A 21,443-nucleotide genomic window follows, 5' to 3' on the forward strand; every position below is an offset into this window, starting at 1 on the left:
ACAAAGGCCAGGCACTGGCTGGTACTACACTTGCTGGCTTTTACAGTGCTTTTTATCAGGAAAATAAATAAATTAGAAAAACCCTAAACAGGTTCCACATCTAAAACCTGTATTGATATGAAAAAAAGCTTAATAACAACCCTATTGCTGGTGTCCATTTTCGTTTCTCTTTCCGCACAGCAAAGCACCTCCACTATTATTGGTTCCTGGAAACTTATCAAAAGCGAAGCCCTTGATAAAATTAAGAACTCATCAACGTACGCCAGTATGCCAGAGAGAGACAGGAAGGCCTTCGAAGCCCAGGCGGACTTGCTGATGCAGGTAAGCAGATACGAGTTCATGCCAGACAATAAGCTCGTTTACATGGATGTGGAGCAGTCCTTTTTAGAGGTCTCGTTGCCGGTAGAACGGAAGGCAATCTGGGAGCTAAAGAATGATATTATAACGATAGTGGAGACAGATCGGCCATTTCAGAGGCAAATGAAAATCGTTACCCTAACTGACAGCACCCTGGTGGTGAATCTCATCACTAATGGTGTTGCCTCTGCGGACAAAGTATACTTTGAATCGATTAATTAAGTGTTTTATAAATTCAAGCACGTCTAGCCGAGCTTTCAGCACCAGGTCATCTTGATAGAATCTGTGCTAGTCAGGAAAGGCATGTATAGTATAAATACTCGTTAAGCCTTCTCTGCAAGGTGTTTCTTTCTATCTTCCAGTTCTTCCATCACCATAGCTGCCATACTTTCCAGCAGGAGGGCTTCTTCCTTAGAAAAGAGCCGTGGCTTACTGTCAGCTACGGCCAATACCCCTACATTGTAACCATCTGGTGTTTTGAGTGGGGCTGCTGCATAAAATTGCAACCCAAACTCACTATACACAAAAGGGTTGCCTATCAGGCAAGGGTCCTGTTTGGCATTTTCAAATACGACAACCTGGTCTTGTTGTATGGCCATAGAACAGATGCTTATGCTTCTTTCTACCTCTGTCAGGTTTTTGTACCCATAGCCAGAGCGGGTGAGCACTTTATCTTTATCTACAAAATTCACAACTGAAACAGGTACCTTGAATACGTGAGCAGCCATCCCTACTATGTGCTGAAAGGCACCCACCTTTTCGTAATCTTCTATGATGCTGTAGCCATAAAGCCTTTCCAGCCTCTCACGTTCACTCTTGATCATAATATTACCGGTTTGAAACTATATGGTTCCAATATGTTTACCAAACTTAACTTACTGTTGAGATGCTACTATAGCAGTACTTGCACTATAGCCCGTGCTTCGGTTATACTTTGATGGCAGCATGTTGTATAAAGCTTTTCCCCAAGCCAGGCACTTAAAGATAGTGGCGATGTACCATCACCTGTATATCCTCTGTTGTGATAGGCTTGCGGATGAACCCTGAAACAAGCCCATACTCTCTGGATCTGTCTTCATCAGCAGGGTCTAATGAAGAGGTGAGAATATAAATAGTGCATTGCTCGTGAAACGTAGGCATCGTTTTAGAAAGAATATCCAGAAAATGCCATCCATCCATCATCGGCATGTTCAGATCCAGAAGTATCACGTCAGGCAGCTCAGCAACCTCTGACTGCAGGTAACGCAGCGCAGCTGCAGCTGAACAGTAGCATTTCACCTCCTGCACGGCGTTCTCTGTAACCAACATGGATTCAGTGATAAACATGCTGAACTGGTCATCGTCTACTATAAGTACTCTCATACAATCATATTATTTAGGTAAGTATATCAGAAACTTAGTTCCGACACCCACCTGACTGGTAACCTCTACGTGCCCTCCCATTGCCTCCAGATGGGCTTTTATGAGGTAAAGGCCAATACCTCTTCCTTTTCTGTCGGTATGGAAACGCTTGTAGAGTTTAAAAAGCTCATCACCGGCATTCCTCATATCAAAGCCAATCCCATTATCTGCAAAAGAGAATAACGAACCTGTGCCCACGCTACCTACATGCTTTATTTCCACTTTAAGCGTTCTCTCCGCAGCCCTGTACTTGTGTGCATTTGAGATCAGGTTGTGAAAGATACTATATAAGTACGCCCTGTTTGCTTTCACCGCTACTTTAGTGCCAATACTAATGTTAACTGAGGATCCAGTGGTTAGCAACACATCCTGAAAAGCATGCTGAACCTGCTCTACCACTGAAAGCACTCCCACGTCCTCATGCTCCATTTGCTCTTTGCGTTCGCGTATGCTCAGGATAGTATTCATGTCTCGAAGTACACTGTCGAGCCGGAGTACGCTCTGGTTTAAATAAGACAGGGTGCGATCAAACTTTTCGGACTCTTTGTCGGATTTTGCTAAAATATTTGCCAAACCAAGGGCATTGGCCACCGGGGCTCTCAGGTTATGCGATACCATATAGGTAAACTGCTGCAGATCGCTGTTCTGTTTGTACAGGTCCTGGGTTAGCTTCAGCAGCTCCTTTTCTGCTTGCTTCTGCAAAGTGATGTCTTTTTGAATAGATATAAATTGTGTAATTATACCTTCCTCATTGTAAACCGGAGTAATATTCATAGACACCCAGTACTTTTCTCCACTCTTCTTATAATTAAGCAGTTCAACGCTAAACCGTTTCCCCTGCATTATATTGCTCATCATGCCTTTCACTGTTTCCTCGTCAGTCTCCGGGCCTCTAAGTACTGCGCCAGGCTCATTTCCGATTATCTCGTCCAGGCTATAGCCAGTCAGAGTGGTAAAGCCTTCGTTAGCCCATTCTGTGCGACCAAAGGCATCTGTAATTATTACGCTGTTATCGGTTTTGCTAGCTACAAGCGATAGCTTTTTAAGCTCCTGCTGCGCCATTACATACTCCGTTACATCTTCAAAATAAATAGATAATCCATCTGATGACGGGAAAGCCTTTACGTGCAGCCAAACATTGGCTTCCTTGAGAAAAGCCGTAAAACTGACCGATTTGCCTGTATCTAACGCATGCTGGTAATGGGTGTGAAACTCCCCCTGTAGTTGCTCCGGATAGATGTGCCATAGGCTCTTGCCCAGGTGCAGCTTCCTGTCGAGCTGTACAAGTCGTTCCGCCTCACTGTTTATGTAAGTCAGGCGCCATTCTTTGTCTATCATGACAAAGGCATCTGTAATGCTTTCGAAGATGGCATTCAGTTTTTCAGCCTGAGATTGAATGGTCTCGATGTAACGTTTAGTTGGTGTTACATCCCTGGCCACGGTCTGCACCTCCACCGTCTGGTTTCCGAATACAACAGGAATCATCTGGGCATCAAACACCAGCTTTCTCCCATCTTTTTGTATTTCAAACTGGAAGCGAACGTTTGCCCCTTTCATTGCCTCTGCCAGGTAAGCTGAACTTACCGCAGCAGCTTCCGCCGGAATGCTGGCATGGAGCGGTTTTCCGATTATTTCCTCTTTACCTGTACCGATAAGGTTAAGAAAAACATGATTTGCCTCCGTCAGCAGGCCCTGCCCATCCTGCACAAATACGATATCAGGGCTGTTATCGAAAAGTGCCTGGTAGCGTTTGTCGTTTTCTCTTAACCTGATCCTGCTAACCGTAAGCTCTGTAATATCACGGGCTACACAAACAAACACCTTTTCCTCCTCAGACCATGCTGCAGACCAATGCAGGTATACATCATGCCCGTTCTTGTGTACATAGCGGTTCTCGAAGCCCTTCATGTTATGGCCAGCAGCAAGCTGCAGAATGGCCTGCTGCGTCACAACAAGATCATCCGGTTGAATCACCACCTCATAGCTAAGCCCCACTAATTCCTCAGGGTTATATCCTAGCACATCACTGCTCGCTTGACTCACGGCAGCAAAATAGCCTTGTGTGTCAAAAGTACATAGCATATCAGGGGATATTTTCGCCAGTTTCTCCCAAAGCTCTAGGCTTACCACATTCTCCATTGTTCAGAACCTGATTGAATTATACAGAGGAATGACACGAAGCAACTTCAGCTTCTGTATCAGCATATTCCCAAATATATAACCTTAATATACCTATCTGAAACTACATTATACCTGTAGCAATAAGTTCATCAATTATTTATGCGATTTTATAATTATTGTGCTATTTACAGATAAAGTCCTGTTAAACAATGGTGAAGAAATGGCAAAGTAGGAACTAACAACGAACTGTTGCCTTTACTACTTCAGCTTATAGCTTCTGTTACCATGGGTAAGCGTAGCCGCTGCTTGAGGTGTTGAGACGAAATTCATTTTTTCATTAGCTAAGAGATGTGCGTGCTGCAACTGCTACAGTAGCTAAGGTATACCTATCGAGAAGAAGAATTTCAGCTGTTGCTGTTCATCAAGTATAAGGTTCATCGCAAACGGTATTGCGCGGAGAGGTCACAACCTGTCCCTACAAACCCTGTACTTGAAGAAGAGCAAGAGCTTTGGCGTTAAAGGCACAAGCGGACGCTAGCGCCAGCCGGAGGAGACAGAATAATCTTAAAGGCTCCGCTACTAATCTCTTGTAGAGTTATACCATAAAAATAAAGAACAGCCCACCTTCGCTAACAAGGGGGCTGTTCTTTTAAGCAGATTTTCTATTTCTTACTCTTACTCCTCTTCTTCTGTATTAGCCTGCATGGCCAGCAGGTTATGAGCACCTTTAAGTACGATGCCTTCTGATGTTCTGTACTGATCCGGCAAAGTCACCTCTACCATCTCCTTGCTCTTCACACCGGTTTCTACCTGCACACGCTTGAACTCACCTTCACCGGTTTTAACATAGATATATGCTTTGCCTTCAAACTGCACGATGGCTGTTTCGGGGAGGGCGGTTACGCTTCGTTGGGCAGTTTCTACGGTAGCGGTCACAAACATGCCTGGCATCAGTTTGTCATCCTTCTGCCCCAGGTGCACATGCACCGGTATCACTTTAGTGCCTTCCACGCTTTTGCCTACCAGGGCTATTTCGGCTGTTCGTTCCTGCGTGTCGTTGGCTAAGCGGTAGGTAATCTTCTGGCCGGGGTTTAGCAGGTTTACATCTTTTTCGTAAGCATTAAGCTCCAGGTGCAGGTCATCGGTATTTACCAGTTCAAACAGCACGTCGTTTGAGTTTATCATTTTGCCTACGCTGGCATTTACGTTTTGCACAAAACCATTTAGCGGCGACACCACGCTTATACTTCTGCTGATGTTGGAGCTGCTTAGTCTGTCTGGGTTAATGTTGATCATAAGCAGCTTCTGCCGCAGGGCTGCCTGGCTGTTGCGGAGCATCTGCATCTCGGCCTGCACCTGTTGGAAGTTTTTCAGGGCACTCACTTTCTCCTCCGTTAGCTCCTTTTGCCGGTTATACTCCAGCTGTGCATATTCGATCTTGGCTTTGGTGTCGAGGTAATCCTGCTGCAGCTGTATGTAATCCGGGTGCTCTAGCACAGCTAACACCTGCCCTTTCTTCACTTTTGCACCCGGCAGTAGGTTAGCCTGTTTTAAGAAGCCACCGTAGGGCACCGATATATGCACCATGCCTGCTGGCGGCACGTCTACCTCGCCAGACAACTGCAGGCTGGCACCCATGTCAAGTTCCTGTGCTTTGCCCAGCACTACGCCAGTGTTCTGTAGCTGCTGCGCTGTAAGAACAACCAGTTCAGGGTTAGCCGCCTCAGTTGTTTCTGTAGTTTCTGTTGCTTCTTTTACAGACGGCTCTGAGCAGGCGTTCAGCAGCAGTATACTTGCCAAAAGTGTAATTGCTATTTTATTCATGGTTATTTTCCTCCCAGGTAATGTAGTTGATAGATGGCCAGCTGGTAATCCAGTAGCAATTGCAGGTAATGTTGGCGGATGCGCAGCTGCTGATCGGCCGCCTGCAGGTAATTAAGGTAACCTGTTTCGCCGCTGCGGTATGCTTTATCGGCCTGCTGCAGGCCCAGTTTTGCATTGGGCATTACCTTCTGCTGATAAAATGCCAGGCTCTGCGCCAGTCGCTCGAAGTTGGCGAGTGCAGCATTCCATTCGCTTTCCAGCTGAGCCTGCTGGTTTTTATAAGCAGCCTCGGCTGCTTGCTGGTTTATACTTGCCGCTTTAATACGGGCTTGCTGTGCCCCAAATAGTAACGGCACCGACACACCGGCCTCGAAACCACTAAAGCGGTCAGAGCGGGTATAGGATTTGGTGTCGCCGTTTACATCCATGGTGCCCGCAAAAGATTGGTTGAAGTAGCCAAAGGTTAGGTCTGGAGCCAGCTTATGCTTCTCCAGTTGCTTTTCCTGCTCAGCTATCTTTACCTGCTGCTGGTACACAGCCAGATAAGGATGTTTCAGGCTATCCATTAGTAACGCTGTCGCTGTGGTAACAGGCTTTAGTTTATCTGGAACGATAGCCAGTGGTTGTGGTGCCTGTACCAGCGCGTTTAGCCTGGCCTGCTCTGCAGCAATCGCCGCTTTGTTCTGGCGAATGCGATCTGCTATTTCAAAGCGTTGCGTTTCAGCGGTAGTTTTTTCAAGTATACCGCTCTCCCCTGTTCTGAACTTCACCTCGGCCGCATGCTCCAGCACTTTAAAGATGCTATCCTGGCGCTGAAGCAGGCCTGTAACTTCAAACAAGTATGACAGGCGGCTATACACCTGCTGCACCTGGTAATCCAGTTCACGCTGCTGCAGCTGCAGCTGGCGTTGGCTTAGCTCTTTCTGCTCCTGCAGTAGTTTGCCTTGTGCGCCCCAAACAGTCGGGAAAGGTATACTCTGCCGAACATCTACCCTGTTATCCTGAAGTGGCGTGTTTAGCTGCCCCTGCGAATAAACCACATCTGTTTTGGGCAGATCAACAGCCGTTTTCTTAAGGGCTCCACGAAGCTCCACCTCCAGCTGCCCTTTTCTAATCAGTTGGTTGTTTTCTTTTGCCAGTTGCTGCACCTGCTCCAGGGTCATCGGCTGCGGTGCCTGCTGGGCTAAGGTGGCAAAAGGCGCCAGAAGTATAGCCAGTATGGCCGCTACTTTAGGTATCTTTTTCATACCTATGCCTCTTTCAGAGAAGTAGTAAATGATAGGCAGCACCACCAAAGTCAACAGCGTGGCAGATACCAGACCACCAATTACCACCGTAGCTAATGGCTTTTGTACTTCTGCTCCAGCGGAATTGGAAAGCGCCATCGGCAGGAAACCCAGCGAAGCCACGGTAGCCGTCATGATGATAGGCCTTAAGCGTGCCGCCGTTCCTTTTCGTATGATTTCTTCTATGTTTGTCAACCCGCCTTCTTTAAGCTGATTGAAGTGCCCGATCATGACAATGCCATTGAGCACTGCTACACCAAAGAGTGCAATAAAGCCGACACCTGCTGATATACTGAAAGGCATGTCGCGGAGCAGGAGGGCAAACACCCCACCGATGGCCGATAGCGGAATAGCTGTGAAGATGATGATCGATTGCTTTACAGACCTAAAAGCGAAGAACAGCAGGATAAAGATCAGCAGCAGCGCCAGCGGCACCGCCACTGAGAGCCGCTTAGAGGCCTCTATCAAATTCTGGAATTGGCCACCGTAGGTAACGGAGTAGCCAGCTGGCAAATGCAGTTCACCGTCTACTTTCGTCTGAATCTCATTCACTATACTTTGCACATCGCGGTTTCGCACGTTAAAACCTACTGAAATTCTGCGGCGGGTACCGTCGCGCTGTATCTGATTCGGGCCGTCTTTCATCTCTACCGTGGCCAACTGGTTCAGCGGAATCTGGTAGCCAGCGGCGTTGCTCACAAACAGGTTCTGCACATCCGAAATATCGCGTCGGTTCTGCTTATCCAGGCGCACTACCAGGTCGAAGCGCTTTTCGCCTTCGTATACCTGCCCGGCTGCTTCGCCAGCAAAGGCTGCGGTAATGGTTCTGTTTACCTCATTTATACTTAAGCCATAACGCGCCAGCATCTCACGGTTATACGCCACCATGACCTGCGGCAGGCCCGTCATTTTTTCAATGTATAAGTCTTCGGCACCCTCCACTGGCTGTATAAGTTTGCCTAACTTCTCGGCATAAATTGCCAGCGAGTCCAGGTCATCGCCGTAGATCTTTACGACTACATCCTGTCGCGCTCCGGTCATCAGTTCGTTAAAGCGCATCTGTATTGGCTGTTGTACTCCAAAAGAGGCCTGCGGCAGGTGGTCGTGCAGGGTAGCAGACATTTTATCGGCTAGTTCTTCGCGGCTGCCAGCGCTGGTCCACTCCGCCTTGTCCTTCAGCACCACGATCATATCCCCTAGCTCTACCGGGTTAGGTTCGGTTGGCACCTCAGCAGACCCGATTTTAGTTACCACCTTCTCTACCTCCGGAAACTCCTTTTTAAGTATACCTGACGCCTTGCTCACAATAGCTATGGTTTCATTGAGTGAGCTTCCGGTCAGCACCCGTGTTTCAATGGCAAAATCTCCTTCATCCAGAGAAGGTATAAACTCACCTCCCATGCGGGTGAAAAGAAAGATCGTTAACGCAAAAAGCCCCACTGCAATGAGCAGCACCGTCGCCTTGGCTCGCAATGCGAAATTTAGCAGTGGCTGGTAGGCTCTGTTGATAGCCTTCATGATGCGGTCGGAGATGTTTTCTTTGTGCACCGTCTTCCGGCTCAGCACCAGCGAAGCCATCATTGGCACGTAAGTAAGTGACAGCAGGAAGGCACCGAGTATGGCAAAGGCAACCGTCTGCGCCATAGGCTTAAACATCTTACCCTCAATGCCCACCAAGGCAAGTATAGGCAGGTATACTATCAGTATGATGATCTGACCGAAGGAGGCAAAGCCCATCATCTTGCTGGCAGAGCCGTGCACTTCTTTATCCATCTCTTCACGGCTCAGCACTTTGACGCCCATACTACTGAAGTTGCTCAGCTGTATCCGGTGAATCACGCTTTCCACGATGATCACGGCTCCGTCCACAATCAGCCCGAAGTCCAGCGCTCCAAGGCTCATGAGGTTGCCACTCACCCCAAAAACGTTCATCAGCGAGATAGCAAATAGCATCGCAAGCGGAATGACAGAGGCCACCAGCAAGCCTGCCCGTAAATTCCCCAGCAGCAGCACCAGCACAAACACTACGATCAGGGCACCCTCTGCCAGGTTTTTCTCAACAGTACTAATCGCGCGGTTCACCAGCTTGGTGCGGTCCAGGAAAGGTTCAATGACCACCCCTTCTGGTAGCGTTTTCTGAATTTCAGCAACTTTGGCTTTTACATCTGCAATTACTTTAGAGGAGTTTTCGCCTTTCAGCATCATCACAATACCGCCTGCCACTTCGCCGGTATCGTCTTTCACCATGGCACCGTAGCGAATGGCAGCTCCTTCGCGCACCTCGGCTACATCGCGTATTAGTACCGGAGCACCCTCGCGGGCATCCTTCACCACTATCCTGCCGATGTCTTCTATACTTTTAACCAGGCCTTCGGTGCGGATAAAATAGGCGTTAGGGTCTTTTTCGATGTAGGCACCACCTGCGTTGGCATTGTTACTCTCCAGCGCATTGTATACTTCGGTTATGGTGATGCCCATCCCCCTGAGCTTGTTAGGGTCCAGCGCTACTTCGTACTGCTTTAAGTTGCCGCCAAAGCTGCTGACCTCGGCCACACCGGGCGTTCCTATCAGCTGCCGCCTTACAATCCAGTCCTGAATGGTGCGGAGTTCGGTTGCGTCATACTTGTGTTCGTAGCCTTTTTTGGGGTGCAGTTCGTACTGGTAAATCTCGCCAAGTCCCGTGGAAACGGGCGCCAGAAACGGAACGCCCGCACCAGCCGGAATCTGGTCTTCAGCTTCTTTCAGCTTTTCCGTTATCTGCTGCCGGGCCCAGTAAATGTCAGTCTCCTCCTCAAACACCACTGTAACCAACGAGAGGCCAAAGCGTGAGAAAGACCTGATTTCAATAATATCCGGAATACTAGCCACCGAGAGTTCTACCGGAAAAGAGATAAGCCGCTCTACCTCCTGCGCCCCTAGAGAGGGAGACACCGTGATTACCTGCACCTGGTTATTCGTGATATCCGGCACGGCATCTATGGGCAGTTTGGTTACATTATAGGCTCCCCAGCAAATTAGTGCCAGGGTCATCAACCCAATAATGAGTTTATTTTTGATTGAAAAATATATAATTTTACTAAGCATGGTAATGATTTTAACCTGACACGAAAGGCTTTGCTACTTCCAAAGTATAAACTCAGGAAAAGCACATGAACAGGAGCTGAAACAGCATAATGCCGTACTTACAGCATGTTGCTGTAGGATGTAAAAAGTAAAACAGCTCAACGTACAGATAGCCTCAGCCAAGGCCAAAAACGGCGGCTGAAGATATTTGCATCAAAGAAAGATGGGGTCAGGAAATCTGTGGCGGTTGCCAGATAGAGCCATCAAAAAGGTTAGATGGCGCCACACTTAGGAAAGGAGGTTGCTCCAGCGGCTTTTGTACCTTAAAATAGGCAGGGTGCTGTACTACAGGTGTACTCACAAAATAGTCGTAGGCAGAGTTTCCCATCTGCTTGAACGGGAGACTGTTATGCTCATCGGCAGACTGCTTTTCAGCGGCACTGGCATAGTGCATTTTCAGAAAATCAACAAAGTTTAACTGCCCGTCTGTGTTTTGCTGGTGTTGCTGGAAGTGTTGCAAAAGCACAGGAATCTTGGACAGCTCATGCAGGTCAGAGTGAGGCAACAGCGAGCCCAGGAATATAAAAACTGTAAAAAAGATGACTCTGACTTTCAAGGTTGTGCTCTTTGAAGAAGCAAACTTAAGTAGCGGAGGGGATAAAGGCAAAGAATAAGTTGTAAAATCAGTTCGAGGCGCTGGAATAGACATACAGCAGCTTGCTCGGGGAAAGTAAACTTACCGCTCAAAACAGCTTTAACTATGCAGCGCACTTCTTACCATGTAGAGTGGTGGACTATACTTTACAAGATATTGCCAGCTCAACATTCACCTGGGGTAAGCTTTTGAGCTGGCAATACAGTTACCTTCTCCTTTACTTATTTAACCAGCACCTGCTTGCTGGCGTTACGACCGTAAAAGGTAGGGAAATACATGAGCTCGGCCTTAGCAGGATTTAAAGTATACGACCCCGTGTACCGAGGCAATAGTTTGATGTAGTAAGTAAACTCTCCCGCAGGTAGTCTATCACAGAAGATGCTGACCTTGTTTCTGAAATACTCCCGGTGTACTTCGTAAGCACCTCTTCCTGTTTTGGCATCATAAGAGCAGCTGGCTGGTATCGGCACTTCAATCATCACGTAATCTGCATCAGCTTTAACCTCCACTTTAACAACCAATTCCACAGGCTTGCCAGCCTCCAGCGTAGCATCACCTTGCTGGCCATTTATTGACGTTGTGATTTTAAAGTGCTCGCTTACGGGCTGCGGCGTTTTATTCCATATAGTTTGGTAGGCTGTAACATACACCGGTAATTTGCCGCTCTTTTTAACAACAAGTGGTGCTATAGCATTAAACGTAGTATCTGTTCTAAAGCTGTCGCTCTCGAACGTAACAGCTCCTGAGAAGCTAAGCGTATTTGCCTCCAGACCAGCAGTACTGTCTTTTTGAAGCAGTAGGTCTGGCAGCAGTGTTTCTAAGATTCTCGCTGACTCATACGTGTTTCTCCAATGTCCGCTTCTGCGCTCGCTTAGCAGGTAAGCCCGCACCTGCGCCAGTTCGCGGTCATGGTTGCCGGCAGCACGTAGCACATGGTAGGCTAGCAGCGTATTGGAGATGCTATTGTTAAACAAGCTGTGTTTAGTCTCTCCCCAATAGCTGCCTCCTAACATGGTTCTTTTCTTATACTTCTGCAAAGTATCTAACTGTACCGGCATGTTATGCTGCTGACGCAGCCGCAGTAGACGTAACTGATCTTCTAAAGTTGGTTTCTTTTGCTTCTCCAGTTCCAGCATATAGCGCTTATAATCTACGCTGGCACCCAGCACAGTTAACGTTTCAAGTGCCGTGACTTTATCGTGCTTCCCTCCTCTTTCCAGCTTGTATACCAGGTAATCTATTAACTTCTGTTCCTGGTACTTTACCTGATACCCCTCCTGTTTGGCCATAGCCAAAGCTTCAGCTGTGTGCTGCGTAATCCAAGTATACATCAGCCCTTCCTGCCACCAGGCCCATCCGCCACCGTTTTGTTGTGTTTTCTCCAGGTGCCTGATCAGCTTCATCACCATTTTATCATGATCAAATGGCTGTGCCAGCTGCTTACGGATGCGTTTCTCTAAAAGCAAACCTTTCAGTTTGGAGGCAGCCTGCTCACTGCACCAGTATTCATACTGGTGCAAGTACTCTATCTCATCCAGCATGATTGGCAACAGGTCGCCCTGGGTATGCACTGTAACCGGCCCTTTAGACTGATCAAATGTAAGGCTAAAAGTGGTATCAGCATACAGCGGTAAGAAGTGGCCGATCGTTTCTTCCACGCCTTTAGGGTAAATAGTCACAAATCGCTTCTCGCCATCTGGAAAGCCGTTTTTCTGCTGTAGACTATAAAGCACCTCTACAGAATCAGGAGCAAGCAAAGGAGCCGTTAGCTGCAAAGTATCCGTAAAGCTTCTGTTCAACTGCTTTTCCGCTGACTTAACTTTGCTACCATTTACCTCAAACTTTGTGGTTACCGCACCAGAGTCTGGCAGGTAGTTTAATGCTTTGCCCACAATGTGTGCTTTATCACCTCCGACTAAGAAGCGGGGCATGTGCAGGGTTGCCATAACAGCTTTGAATGATTTGATATTGGTGGTATAGATACCACTTTTCCTGTTATCATTCATGGCTAGCACATAGGTGTTCCAGCTGGTTATATCATCGGGGAAGGTAACTTTAAAAGAAGCTTCGCCTTGCTTGTTTGTTTTGTGCCGAGGTTGCCATAGGGCATAATCAGAAAAGTTATTCCTGATGGAGTTTATACTTGCGAGCTGCTGCTCCGCCCCCGGTACACTTCCTCCCTGGTTTGTGGTAATAATTATAACGCCACCTGCTGCTGAAGCACCATACAATGCAGTAGCGGCCTCACCCCTTAAAACTTTGGTAGCAGTCACCTTCTCCAGCTTTGTATGATCACCGCTAAATGGAATGCCATCTACAATCACGAGCGGTTTGGCATCGCGCACGCTTATAGTTGAATTACCTCTTACCACTACACCGCTCACTTTACCTTGTACAGCCGTGGCTGCGGCTATGCTTGAAGAGCTTCTCTCCATCCCATACCCCACCACTACAACTTCCTGCAGTTGCTTTCTATCTGCATCCATGTCAAGATTTATCTTTCCTCTGCTGTTGACTTTCTCTTCTGATGAAACATAGCCTATGTAGCGGAAAATCAAGATGCCACTATCAGGCACATAAATTCTGTACCGGCCACTCCCATCTGTGGATGCACCAACTGTTGTTCCTTTTAAGACAATGGTTACTCCGGGCAATGGTTCGCCGTTATTTTTATCTTTTACTACTCCAGTTACCTCGTGCCTGTACTGCTCCGCACCGCTTGTGTAACTGAAAGTAACTTCGCGAGCGGTTTCTAAGATTTGCTGCTGCTCCTTTGCCGTGTTCGCTTCGTGCTTACTGGCTTCTGCAAGTTTGCTTTCAATTATCTGGTTTAAGTAGCTACTATACTCCGAAGCTGGCTTAACAGCTGAACTAGTAAAGTGGACATGCGTCTGCCCGTTTGCCTTTACAGGCACCTTAGCTGACACATAATCGCCAGTATCAAAAAGTACGGTTAAAGTATAGGTGGCAGGTTTAAGGCTATAGAGTACATTACTCTCCCTTGGGTATATCGCTAACGAGTCAGGATTACCTAATTTATGCAAGAGTACAAGTATGGTTTGCCGCTTTACGGTATCACCCAGGTCCCAGCCTATTCTTCCGGTTCTGTAGTTCTTGGCGTAGCTACTGTTACGGGCATACAGTTTTCCTAGTAATCGCTCTCTTTGTACCGCCTCCCAATCTCGCTGTATTTTTGTTTCTGTTAAAGCTTGATGATGCAGTAGTTCGGGTCTCCTTTCCCATTTATCCCAGGCAGGAAGATTATAAGCAGTATAAGGTAAATTCAGCTCCCTCATCTTCAGCAGACTCGGCTCAAAGTAGTAGCTGTAAGCTGGCTCCATCAGGAAATTAGTGGTAAAGCTGTTTACCCTTACATACTGCATCCAATTAGGGCTGAAAGGGCCCACTAGGAGTGTACGCTCATCTGTTCTGTTATAGAAGGAAGCACTTTGCTTATTGCTTGCCAGTAGATGAATTCTGTTGCCCTGCTTTAGATAGGCACTGTTAGCGCCAAAACCATGCTGCACGTAAAAAAGGTAGCCATGCAGCCTGCGCTGCTCCAGAGGGGATAGCTTACCTTTTTCAGCGGCTTGAACAAACCTATTGTTTGAGGCGGTGATATCGGCGCTTATAGTTAGCTTATACTTGTGCTTTAGATAAACACTATCAAGAGTAACCAGCTTATCTACCGTCCTGAGCTTGATGGTATGATAGCCACTATCTGCGGCAAAAGCGTAGGCAGGCAATACATCGGTCTGTGAAAAGTACACCGGCACTTCATCCAGGTATACTACATGCACGGGTACCACTCTCCCGGAGTCAACCACAAAGGGTGAGACTTGTGTGATGCTGTCCAGAGTAGTTGCATACGCCGTAAATTGCCCATGCTGCGGATAAAGAAAATGGTAATAAGCGATACTGTCTAAGCCCATGCGGCGGCTCCAGTAACTCCAGTCCATCAGTTTCTTGCCGCCTACGTTACTGTCGTCTTTCTCTAAGGTGCGCACTGGTTTTTGCGGCTTATACTTATCCCAGGCAGGTAGGCTTGGCATGCCCGAGTCCTTAAACTTAGAGGTAAAAGCATAGGCTGTTAGATCAACGTTCGCTACCGGCTTTCCCGACACATCAGAAACAGCCACTTTCATGCTAGCTTCCTGCCCAGGATAGACCACTTGCGGTGCCTGCAGGTCTATCGTTAGCATGTGTTTTCGTAAAGGCACATCTTCCTGTAGCTTTTGCATGCTGCCGGCCCACATGTACTGCACCACCACAAAGTATGGGCTGTCTCCTCCTTTTGCCTTTTGTTTGAAATACAGTTCTGGGGCTTTTCCATCTCCGCGAGCAACTAACTTTTCGCCGCTATATACAAAGTACCAGTAAGGCAGGTGGCGAGGATTTTGAAGAGAGAAGGAAATTGAATCCTGGGTTCTAGCAGCTTCTAACATAACATTAGCCTGCTCAGCCGTAAAGTCTATAGCTGCACTCAGACTCTCTGCATACACTTCATAGCCTTCAGCATACGGGTTTAGCGGTACACGAGCTGGCAGCCTAAGCTTTTGACTGGTCAACTCATCATATGCTGCGTCATAAGCTGAGAGCTCAGCGTTCATGGGCACCACAGTATCTCCCTCCAGGTACTGCACCAGCAAACTATCCTGCAATAAGGTAAGCTTGAGCAAACCCTTTGCGTATCGGTAAGTGGCATTTTTAGATTTGTGGGTGCGCTCGTTCGTTGAATTCAGAAAGGAAGCATTTACAGTATAGTCTACAGATGCCTTAGGAAAGATACTGTCAGGTATGGCAATCTCTGTTTCACCGATGGCGTCTAATGGTTGCTGGTGCACCCAAAGCGTGTCTGGAATAAACTGCAGCGCTTGCTCACTTTTTATGATCTTGTTAGTCTTGATAACAATCTCCACCCTTGCATCCAGCAGATTCATGCCATTAGCATTGGCACCACGAAGAACTATGGTATTTGGCTTACCGCTCTGGTGCTCCTCATGCCGCAGGGTTAGCGTATAGTCATTTTCTTTCAGCTCATAGTCTTCGTAGCTAAACGTACCGCTGATGTATGCTTCTTCCGCTTTATCTGAGCTATGAAGCGCTAAGGTATAGGAGTAGTCAAGGTCCAGTTTCAGGCTATCGTGCAACACAAAGTATCCCTCAAATCCTCCTTTGCGATATGCTTCTACCTTTCCAAGATTTTTAACTTTTCTGCCATACTTGTTTAGCTGCAGCATAGCATCCCCTTTTACAGGTTTGCCATTTTTTTTGACAACGAAGGCTTTATACCGAACGGTGTCACCGGGTTGGTACTTCGGCTTGTTTGTAACCAGGTAGCCTCTGTATTTACTTTCTGTGCTTTTAGTTTGACGATACTGCTCATCAAATATAGAAAAGATGCTCCGAACCCAGCCCTGTGGATAATGCCTGATGGAAGCATATATAGTATAAAATGGCTTCCAGATATACCGGATAGGAACTGCGTAAACAATTTTGTTGAACAAGCTTCTATGGTAGGTTTCGGTAGGTTTTTCGAGCCGCTCGAAATAAGTAAAGCCATTAACTGAAACAGACAGAATCCCGCTTTTGGGAGTGCGCCTAAACCTGTACGTTTTAGTTTCAGGGTCAAAAGTGGCTTTTTGCCTGTTTACCTGTACCAGCGCATCAGTAACTACTCCTCCGACACTATCATGAACCAACACGGCCAGTGCGGGTTTTATCAACAGCAGTTTAGTAGAGAAAGGCGCTTGGGTCGTGAGGTTAAACTGCAGATCAGGGCCACTGCTATGCATAAAAAGATAATGACCAACCGGAAGCTTTCTGTTATAGCTCGTCTTTACGGCAAAAGAATCTACTACTGTATGCAAGTACGCTTTAGAAACCACTTTAGGACTATACTCATACAACTGCTGCGCTTCTTGATCAGATATTTTGTAGACATAGGTATAATGACTCCGAGTCTTCGACTTTTCTAACGGACTTTGAGCGTGGCTCTGCACGGTTAACAGCAGTAAGCCAGAAATTAGCAGTATAAGTTGTCTGATCATAGCAAGGCAGGATAAGCACCTAATATACTACTATAAATATATATTATAATCTATCTAACTCTCATTGATGCTCAAATTTATATAATTATGTTGATTATGGTTTAGATTCTAAGTATTAAACAACACCATTGTAAACATTGAATTTTGTCAGAAGAACATTACAAATGTGCTGTCTGTGCAGATGGTTTTAAGCCAAATTTCCTACACCTTGTACTTTGAACTATTCCCTGCAAGCTTTCAAGTTTGACTTAAAATGGAATAGCTAAGCAAACAAAGCCTAACTGCCGGAATAGGAAAATGGCTTAGAAAATATACTGCGAGGCAAATTATATGCTGTTAAGAATTAACCCTAGATGATGCATTTCCAGTTAAACTCTTTCATAATATAAAAATAGAAATTACGCTTTGAAGCTAACAATTAGACTACAGGCGCACTTAACATAATGCAACCCACTCCTCCTACACTGGCTAAAACAAGAATACTTCACAACTCCCTCAAGTATAAAAGCGGCTTAGCGCCCCGTTACGTCATCCCTCACAATAATAGAGCAATTTGTTGCAATCATGAAAAGCTTATCGTAATATTGCAATGATACGATTAGATCAAACATGGGACTTACCAAATCAGAAAATTTCACAGAGGCGCAGAATAAGACCGCTACGCTACTTAAAGCCTTAGGGCACCCGGCAAGGATAGCCATTATCGAACACCTGCTCAAAGCTAAATCCTGCGTGTGCGGTGACATAGTGAATGAGCTGCCGCTGGCGCAGGCAACGGTTTCACAGCACCTGAAAGAACTCAAAAACGCTGGCATTATTAAAGGCACAGTGGAGGGAAACGCTCTTTGTTACTGCCTGGACAACGAGGCATTTAAGTACCTTGACGGCTACTTCTCAGCTTTGCTTGCAGGCGTCAGCAAGCAGGAGACAACCTGTTGCTAAGAGCCTGTTTAAATTTCGTTTTTGCAAGAGAAAAATGAATGGAAAGGATTCTGGCAAAGCGGTTTCAAAGCTTTATCACAGCACTATGGAGCGAGAAAAGCGTGAAGCCAGGTTCTGTTATAGGCAGGTTGCAGCGCAAAGGATGAATTTCAAACAGGCTCCAATTTAAATATACATTGTTAATAGCTATACATACAATTTATGAAACTATCAGAAGTAAAACACATTCTTCAAACTGCCGATGCAGTTGATTTCGAGTTAGAGAACGGCACAAAAGTACCCGTGCATTTCCATGTAACCGAGGTGGGTGTGGTAACCAAGAACTTTATAGACTGTGGCGGAACAGTGCGCCATGAGAAAGTAGCGAACTTCCAACTGTGGGATGCCAATGATTTTGACCACAGGTTAAAACCTCAGAAGCTGCTCAACATCATTGCTCTTTCAGAAAAAGCACTAGGTATGGAAGACCTGGAAATTGAGGTTGAGTACCAGGGTGAAACCATAGGTAAATATGACCTGGGTTATGAAGACAAACATTTCGTGCTGCTTTCGAAAACTACCAACTGCCTTGCACCTGACAAGTGCGGAATTCCAAAAGAGAAACTAAAAATTAATCTGATAGAGTTGCAGTCTGGTAATGCCTGTAGCCCGGGAAGCGGCTGCTGCTAAGCAGGTGCCTGCTGCTTAAAGATCAACCAAATTAAAATTAACATGAGTAAGATAGCGCTCTTTAGTGATATACACGCTAACCTGCCAGCCTTAGAGGCTTTTTTTGAGGACGTAGAAAGCAGAAAGCCAGATTTTATTTACTGCCTCGGTGACTTGGTGGGTTATAATATCTGGGCAAACGAGGTAATAGACGAGATCCGCAAACGCAATATTCCGACTATTGCCGGCAATTACGATTTTGGCATCGGCAGGACGAGCAACGAGTGCGGCTGCGCTTACAAAACCGATGAGGAAAAAGCTAACGGCTCCGTCTCCATCTCCTTTACCAATGATATTATCAAGCCAGGTCAGCGCCAATACCTCAGAATGCTTCCTGCACATATCAAGGTAGAGTACCAGCTAAACAACGATAAGCTGAACCTGCTGCTGGTGCATGGCAGCCCGAGAAAGATAAACGAGTACCTGTTTGAAGACCGTGAAGAAAAGAGCCTGCTGCGCATTATGAAAGATGCTGATGCCGACATCTTGTGTTTCGGGCATACGCATAAGCCGTACCACAGAGTGCTTACTTCCGGAGAGGATGGAGAGAGCCATTTCCGCCATGCCATCAACATCGGCTCGGTGGGTAAGCCCAAAGATGGCGACAACCGTGGAGGTTACGTGCTGTTGACGATAAACGATAATAGCTCTGTGCTGCACAAGGACAGCATTGGCGTGGAGTTTATTCGCTTCAGGTACGACTACGAAAAAGCAGCTAAAGCTATTGAGGAAAGCATACTGCCCAACGCATACGCTGAGAATTTGCGCAAAGGCTGTTAAATAGATTTGTATGAGTGCTAACAACTGTACACCCGCCCACAACCGGAAAAAACTAAACTTCCTGGACCGTTACCTAACCCTGTGGATATTTCTTGCCATGTTTTTGGGTGTGGCCATTGGGTATTTTCTACCTGATTCCTCGGGGTTCATCAACTCCTTTTCCAGCGGCACCACTAACATTCCCTTAGCCATAGGTCTGATCCTGATGATGTATCCTCCGCTGGCGAAGGTGCGGTACGAAAAACTGGGTGAAGTATTTCAGAACGTAAAGATACTGAGTATCTCCCTGCTTTTGAATTGGATTATCGGGCCGCTGCTTATGTTTTTCCTCGCCCTCCTGTTCTTTCATGACCAGCCCGAATACATGACAGGGCTGATCCTGATAGGCATTGCCCGCTGCATTGCGATGGTAATTGTTTGGAACGAGCTAGCGGAAGGAAACAGGGAGTATGCAGCAGGGCTCGTGGCGCTAAATAGCATCTTTCAGATATTTTTCTACAGCCTGTATGCTTACCTGTTTATCTCTGTCTTTCCTCCATACTTTGGGGTCGACAGTATAGCAATTGACATCACCATTGGGCAGATAGCTGAAAGTGTGCTGTTATACCTCGGCGTGCCGTTCTTTGCTGGTGTTGTGAGTCGCTACGTGTTGATTAGCTTAAAAGGACTGGACTGGTTTAACAACAAGTATATTCCATTTATCTCACCCATCACGCTGATCGCGCTGCTGTTTACTATCGTACTGATGTTCAGCCTGAAGGGTGACACTATTGTGAGTATACCGTTTGATGTGCTGAAAATTGCCGTGCCGCTGGTGCTGTACTTCGCTATCATGTTCTTTGTAAGCTTTCTGATAGGCAAGAAATTGGGTGCTGACTATTCTAAGAATGCTGCCATCTCTTTCACGGCCACTGGCAATAATTTTGAGCTGGCCATTGCTGTTGCCATCGGTATATTTGGTATTAACTCAGGTCAGGCGTTTGCCGGTGTGATTGGCCCCCTCGTGGAGGTGCCTGCACTAATACTGCTGGTGAATGCAGCCTTCTGGTTTAAGAGAAAGTGGTATAGCACCGAGCAAGTGCCGTTACCGAACTAAGATCTCTGTTAAAGAGGAAGGAGTTAGTTCTATTTTGGCAACTCCTTCCTCTTTTTGTCTGAAGAGCTGGTTTAAATATTGTTTTTGCAAGTGAAAGCTGTCTGGAAAGGATGTTGGCAAAGCGATCATAAGTATAAATTAAAATCACGCGCTACTATATTTCTACCATACCGTCTCAGGCTGCTTAAGTATAACTAGTCCCCACTTGGCACCAGCCACTGTTGCCTTTCATGCACCCATTAAAGCCGCAGCCTTAAAACTGGGCATGCACTATGTCATAATCAGCTCAAAACCATAGTTAAATATTCTGTAAGTCAATTGTTTATCAAATAACTTTTCCTGCTATACCGAGTATGAGCTAGCATAGCAGGTAGTTTACTTATTGCAAACACTAAGACAAGAAAACAAATGGGAGTAACATTAGAACAGGCTGAAAAGGCCGTCCGTGCAGCCAAAGAAAAGGCACAAGAGCTGAACCTGAAAATGAACATTGCTGTGGTCGACGCCGGCGCCAATTTAGTAGCTTTCGCCCGCATGGACGGAGCTTGGCTTGGTTCCGTGGACATCGCCATCCGCAAGGCCAGAACCGCAAGGTTTTTTGATATGCCCACTGGTGATTTGGGTCAGGCCTCGCAGCCTGGCGGCTCCCTCTACAACATCGAGCACTCTAACGGCGGCCTGATTACTTTTCCTGGCGGTATTCCGATCAAGAACGGCAGCGGAGAGATAGTAGGTGCCATTGGGGTATCTGGAAGCACCGTGGAAAATGATCATACGGTGGCTGATGCAGGAGTAAAAGCACTATCTTCTTAGAAGCAACCTTTCTGACACCATTCCCTCGCCTATCATATTCCCTTAAATAAGGGGAATATGATAGGCGAATTGCTGTTTAATAAAAATAGCGCTAAACAAGCTACTACTACCCAAGCCATTGGTGGAAATTATAAAATGTATAAACTTATCTCCGTCTTTTTGATCCTCATCATGGGCTGCACAGCTGCACCCAGTAATGAGGATCAAATTCAGCAGTCTCAAACAAAAATGAATAAGACCAAATTTGACAACTTTCATATCGATACTGCTTTCCTTGAGTCAATCTCAGAATTCCCATTAACGGTGGAAGAGAAGTTGGTTTTTTAGTTTGATTATGTTTGACTTCC

Annotated in this window: 14 protein-coding genes; 7 read left to right on the top strand and 7 right to left on the bottom strand. The window is 46.5% G+C overall.

Features of this window, described 5'->3' with window-relative positions; genetic code table 11:
• Positions 1-117: 117 nt before the first annotated feature.
• Positions 118-579: a lipocalin family protein gene (locus ACFQ2O_RS09155; protein WP_377526116.1), complete on the top strand. Its 462-nt coding sequence runs from the start codon at positions 118-120 to the stop codon at positions 577-579.
• A gap of 101 nt (positions 580-680) precedes the next feature.
• Here the strand turns inward: ACFQ2O_RS09155 and ACFQ2O_RS09160 are convergent, their stop codons facing one another.
• From ACFQ2O_RS09160 to ACFQ2O_RS09190, 7 genes are all read right to left on the bottom strand, one after another.
• Positions 681-1,181, bottom strand: a complete 501-nt coding sequence (locus tag ACFQ2O_RS09160; RefSeq protein WP_377526119.1) for a GAF domain-containing protein — start codon at positions 1,179-1,181, stop codon at positions 681-683.
• A gap of 154 nt (positions 1,182-1,335) precedes the next feature.
• Positions 1,336-1,719 carry a response regulator gene (locus ACFQ2O_RS09165; RefSeq protein WP_377526123.1) on the bottom strand — a complete coding sequence of 128 codons (384 nt, stop codon included), beginning with the start codon at positions 1,717-1,719 and terminating at the stop codon, positions 1,336-1,338.
• Between the two features lie 9 nt (positions 1,720-1,728).
• Entirely contained in the window at positions 1,729-3,897 is a 2,169-nt protein-coding gene (locus ACFQ2O_RS09170; RefSeq protein ID WP_377526127.1) for a PAS domain-containing sensor histidine kinase, read from the bottom strand.
• A gap of 657 nt (positions 3,898-4,554) precedes the next feature.
• Positions 4,555-5,703, bottom strand: coding sequence for an efflux RND transporter periplasmic adaptor subunit (locus tag ACFQ2O_RS09175; protein WP_377526131.1), 1,149 nt, complete (start codon positions 5,701-5,703; stop codon positions 4,555-4,557).
• Between the two features lie 2 nt (positions 5,704-5,705).
• Positions 5,706-10,073 (bottom strand): CusA/CzcA family heavy metal efflux RND transporter, encoded by a 4,368-nt coding sequence (locus ACFQ2O_RS09180; protein ID WP_377526133.1) that lies wholly within the window; start codon positions 10,071-10,073, stop codon positions 5,706-5,708.
• Between the two features lie 208 nt (positions 10,074-10,281).
• Entirely contained in the window at positions 10,282-10,668 is a 387-nt protein-coding gene (locus ACFQ2O_RS09185; protein WP_377526135.1) for a hypothetical protein, read from the bottom strand.
• Positions 10,669-10,928: 260 nt separating this feature from the next.
• Positions 10,929-16,757: a carboxypeptidase-like regulatory domain-containing protein gene (locus ACFQ2O_RS09190; protein WP_377526139.1), complete on the bottom strand. Its 5,829-nt coding sequence runs from the start codon at positions 16,755-16,757 to the stop codon at positions 10,929-10,931.
• A 609-nt stretch (positions 16,758-17,366) separates the two neighbouring features.
• Between ACFQ2O_RS09190 and ACFQ2O_RS09195 the strand changes: the two genes are divergently transcribed.
• The 6 genes from ACFQ2O_RS09195 (at position 17,367) to ACFQ2O_RS09220 (ending at position 21,423) form a co-directional block, all read left to right on the top strand.
• Positions 17,367-17,699, top strand: a complete 333-nt coding sequence (locus tag ACFQ2O_RS09195) for an ArsR/SmtB family transcription factor (protein WP_377526142.1) — start codon at positions 17,367-17,369, stop codon at positions 17,697-17,699.
• 201 nt (positions 17,700-17,900) lie between these two features.
• Positions 17,901-18,368 (top strand): DUF6428 family protein, encoded by a 468-nt coding sequence (locus tag ACFQ2O_RS09200; RefSeq protein WP_377526145.1) that lies wholly within the window; start codon positions 17,901-17,903, stop codon positions 18,366-18,368.
• Positions 18,369-18,410: 42 nt separating this feature from the next.
• The gene (locus ACFQ2O_RS09205) at positions 18,411-19,187 is read left to right on the top strand and encodes a metallophosphoesterase family protein (RefSeq protein WP_377526148.1); all 777 of its coding nucleotides are present in this window, start codon (positions 18,411-18,413) and stop codon (positions 19,185-19,187) included.
• 10 nt (positions 19,188-19,197) lie between these two features.
• Positions 19,198-20,283 (top strand): ACR3 family arsenite efflux transporter, encoded by a 1,086-nt coding sequence (gene arsB / locus ACFQ2O_RS09210; RefSeq protein WP_377526151.1) that lies wholly within the window; start codon positions 19,198-19,200, stop codon positions 20,281-20,283.
• 408 nt (positions 20,284-20,691) lie between these two features.
• Complete coding sequence (locus ACFQ2O_RS09215) at positions 20,692-21,096, top strand: GlcG/HbpS family heme-binding protein (protein WP_377526155.1); 405 nt, start codon at positions 20,692-20,694, stop codon at positions 21,094-21,096.
• Between the two features lie 57 nt (positions 21,097-21,153).
• Positions 21,154-21,423, top strand: coding sequence for a hypothetical protein (locus tag ACFQ2O_RS09220; protein WP_377526158.1), 270 nt, complete (start codon positions 21,154-21,156; stop codon positions 21,421-21,423).
• The last annotated feature ends 20 nt before the right edge of the window (positions 21,424-21,443 follow it).

The organism is Pontibacter rugosus (genome assembly GCF_042678745.1).
GTDB classification, from domain to species: Bacteria; Bacteroidota; Bacteroidia; order Cytophagales; family Hymenobacteraceae; genus Pontibacter; species Pontibacter rugosus.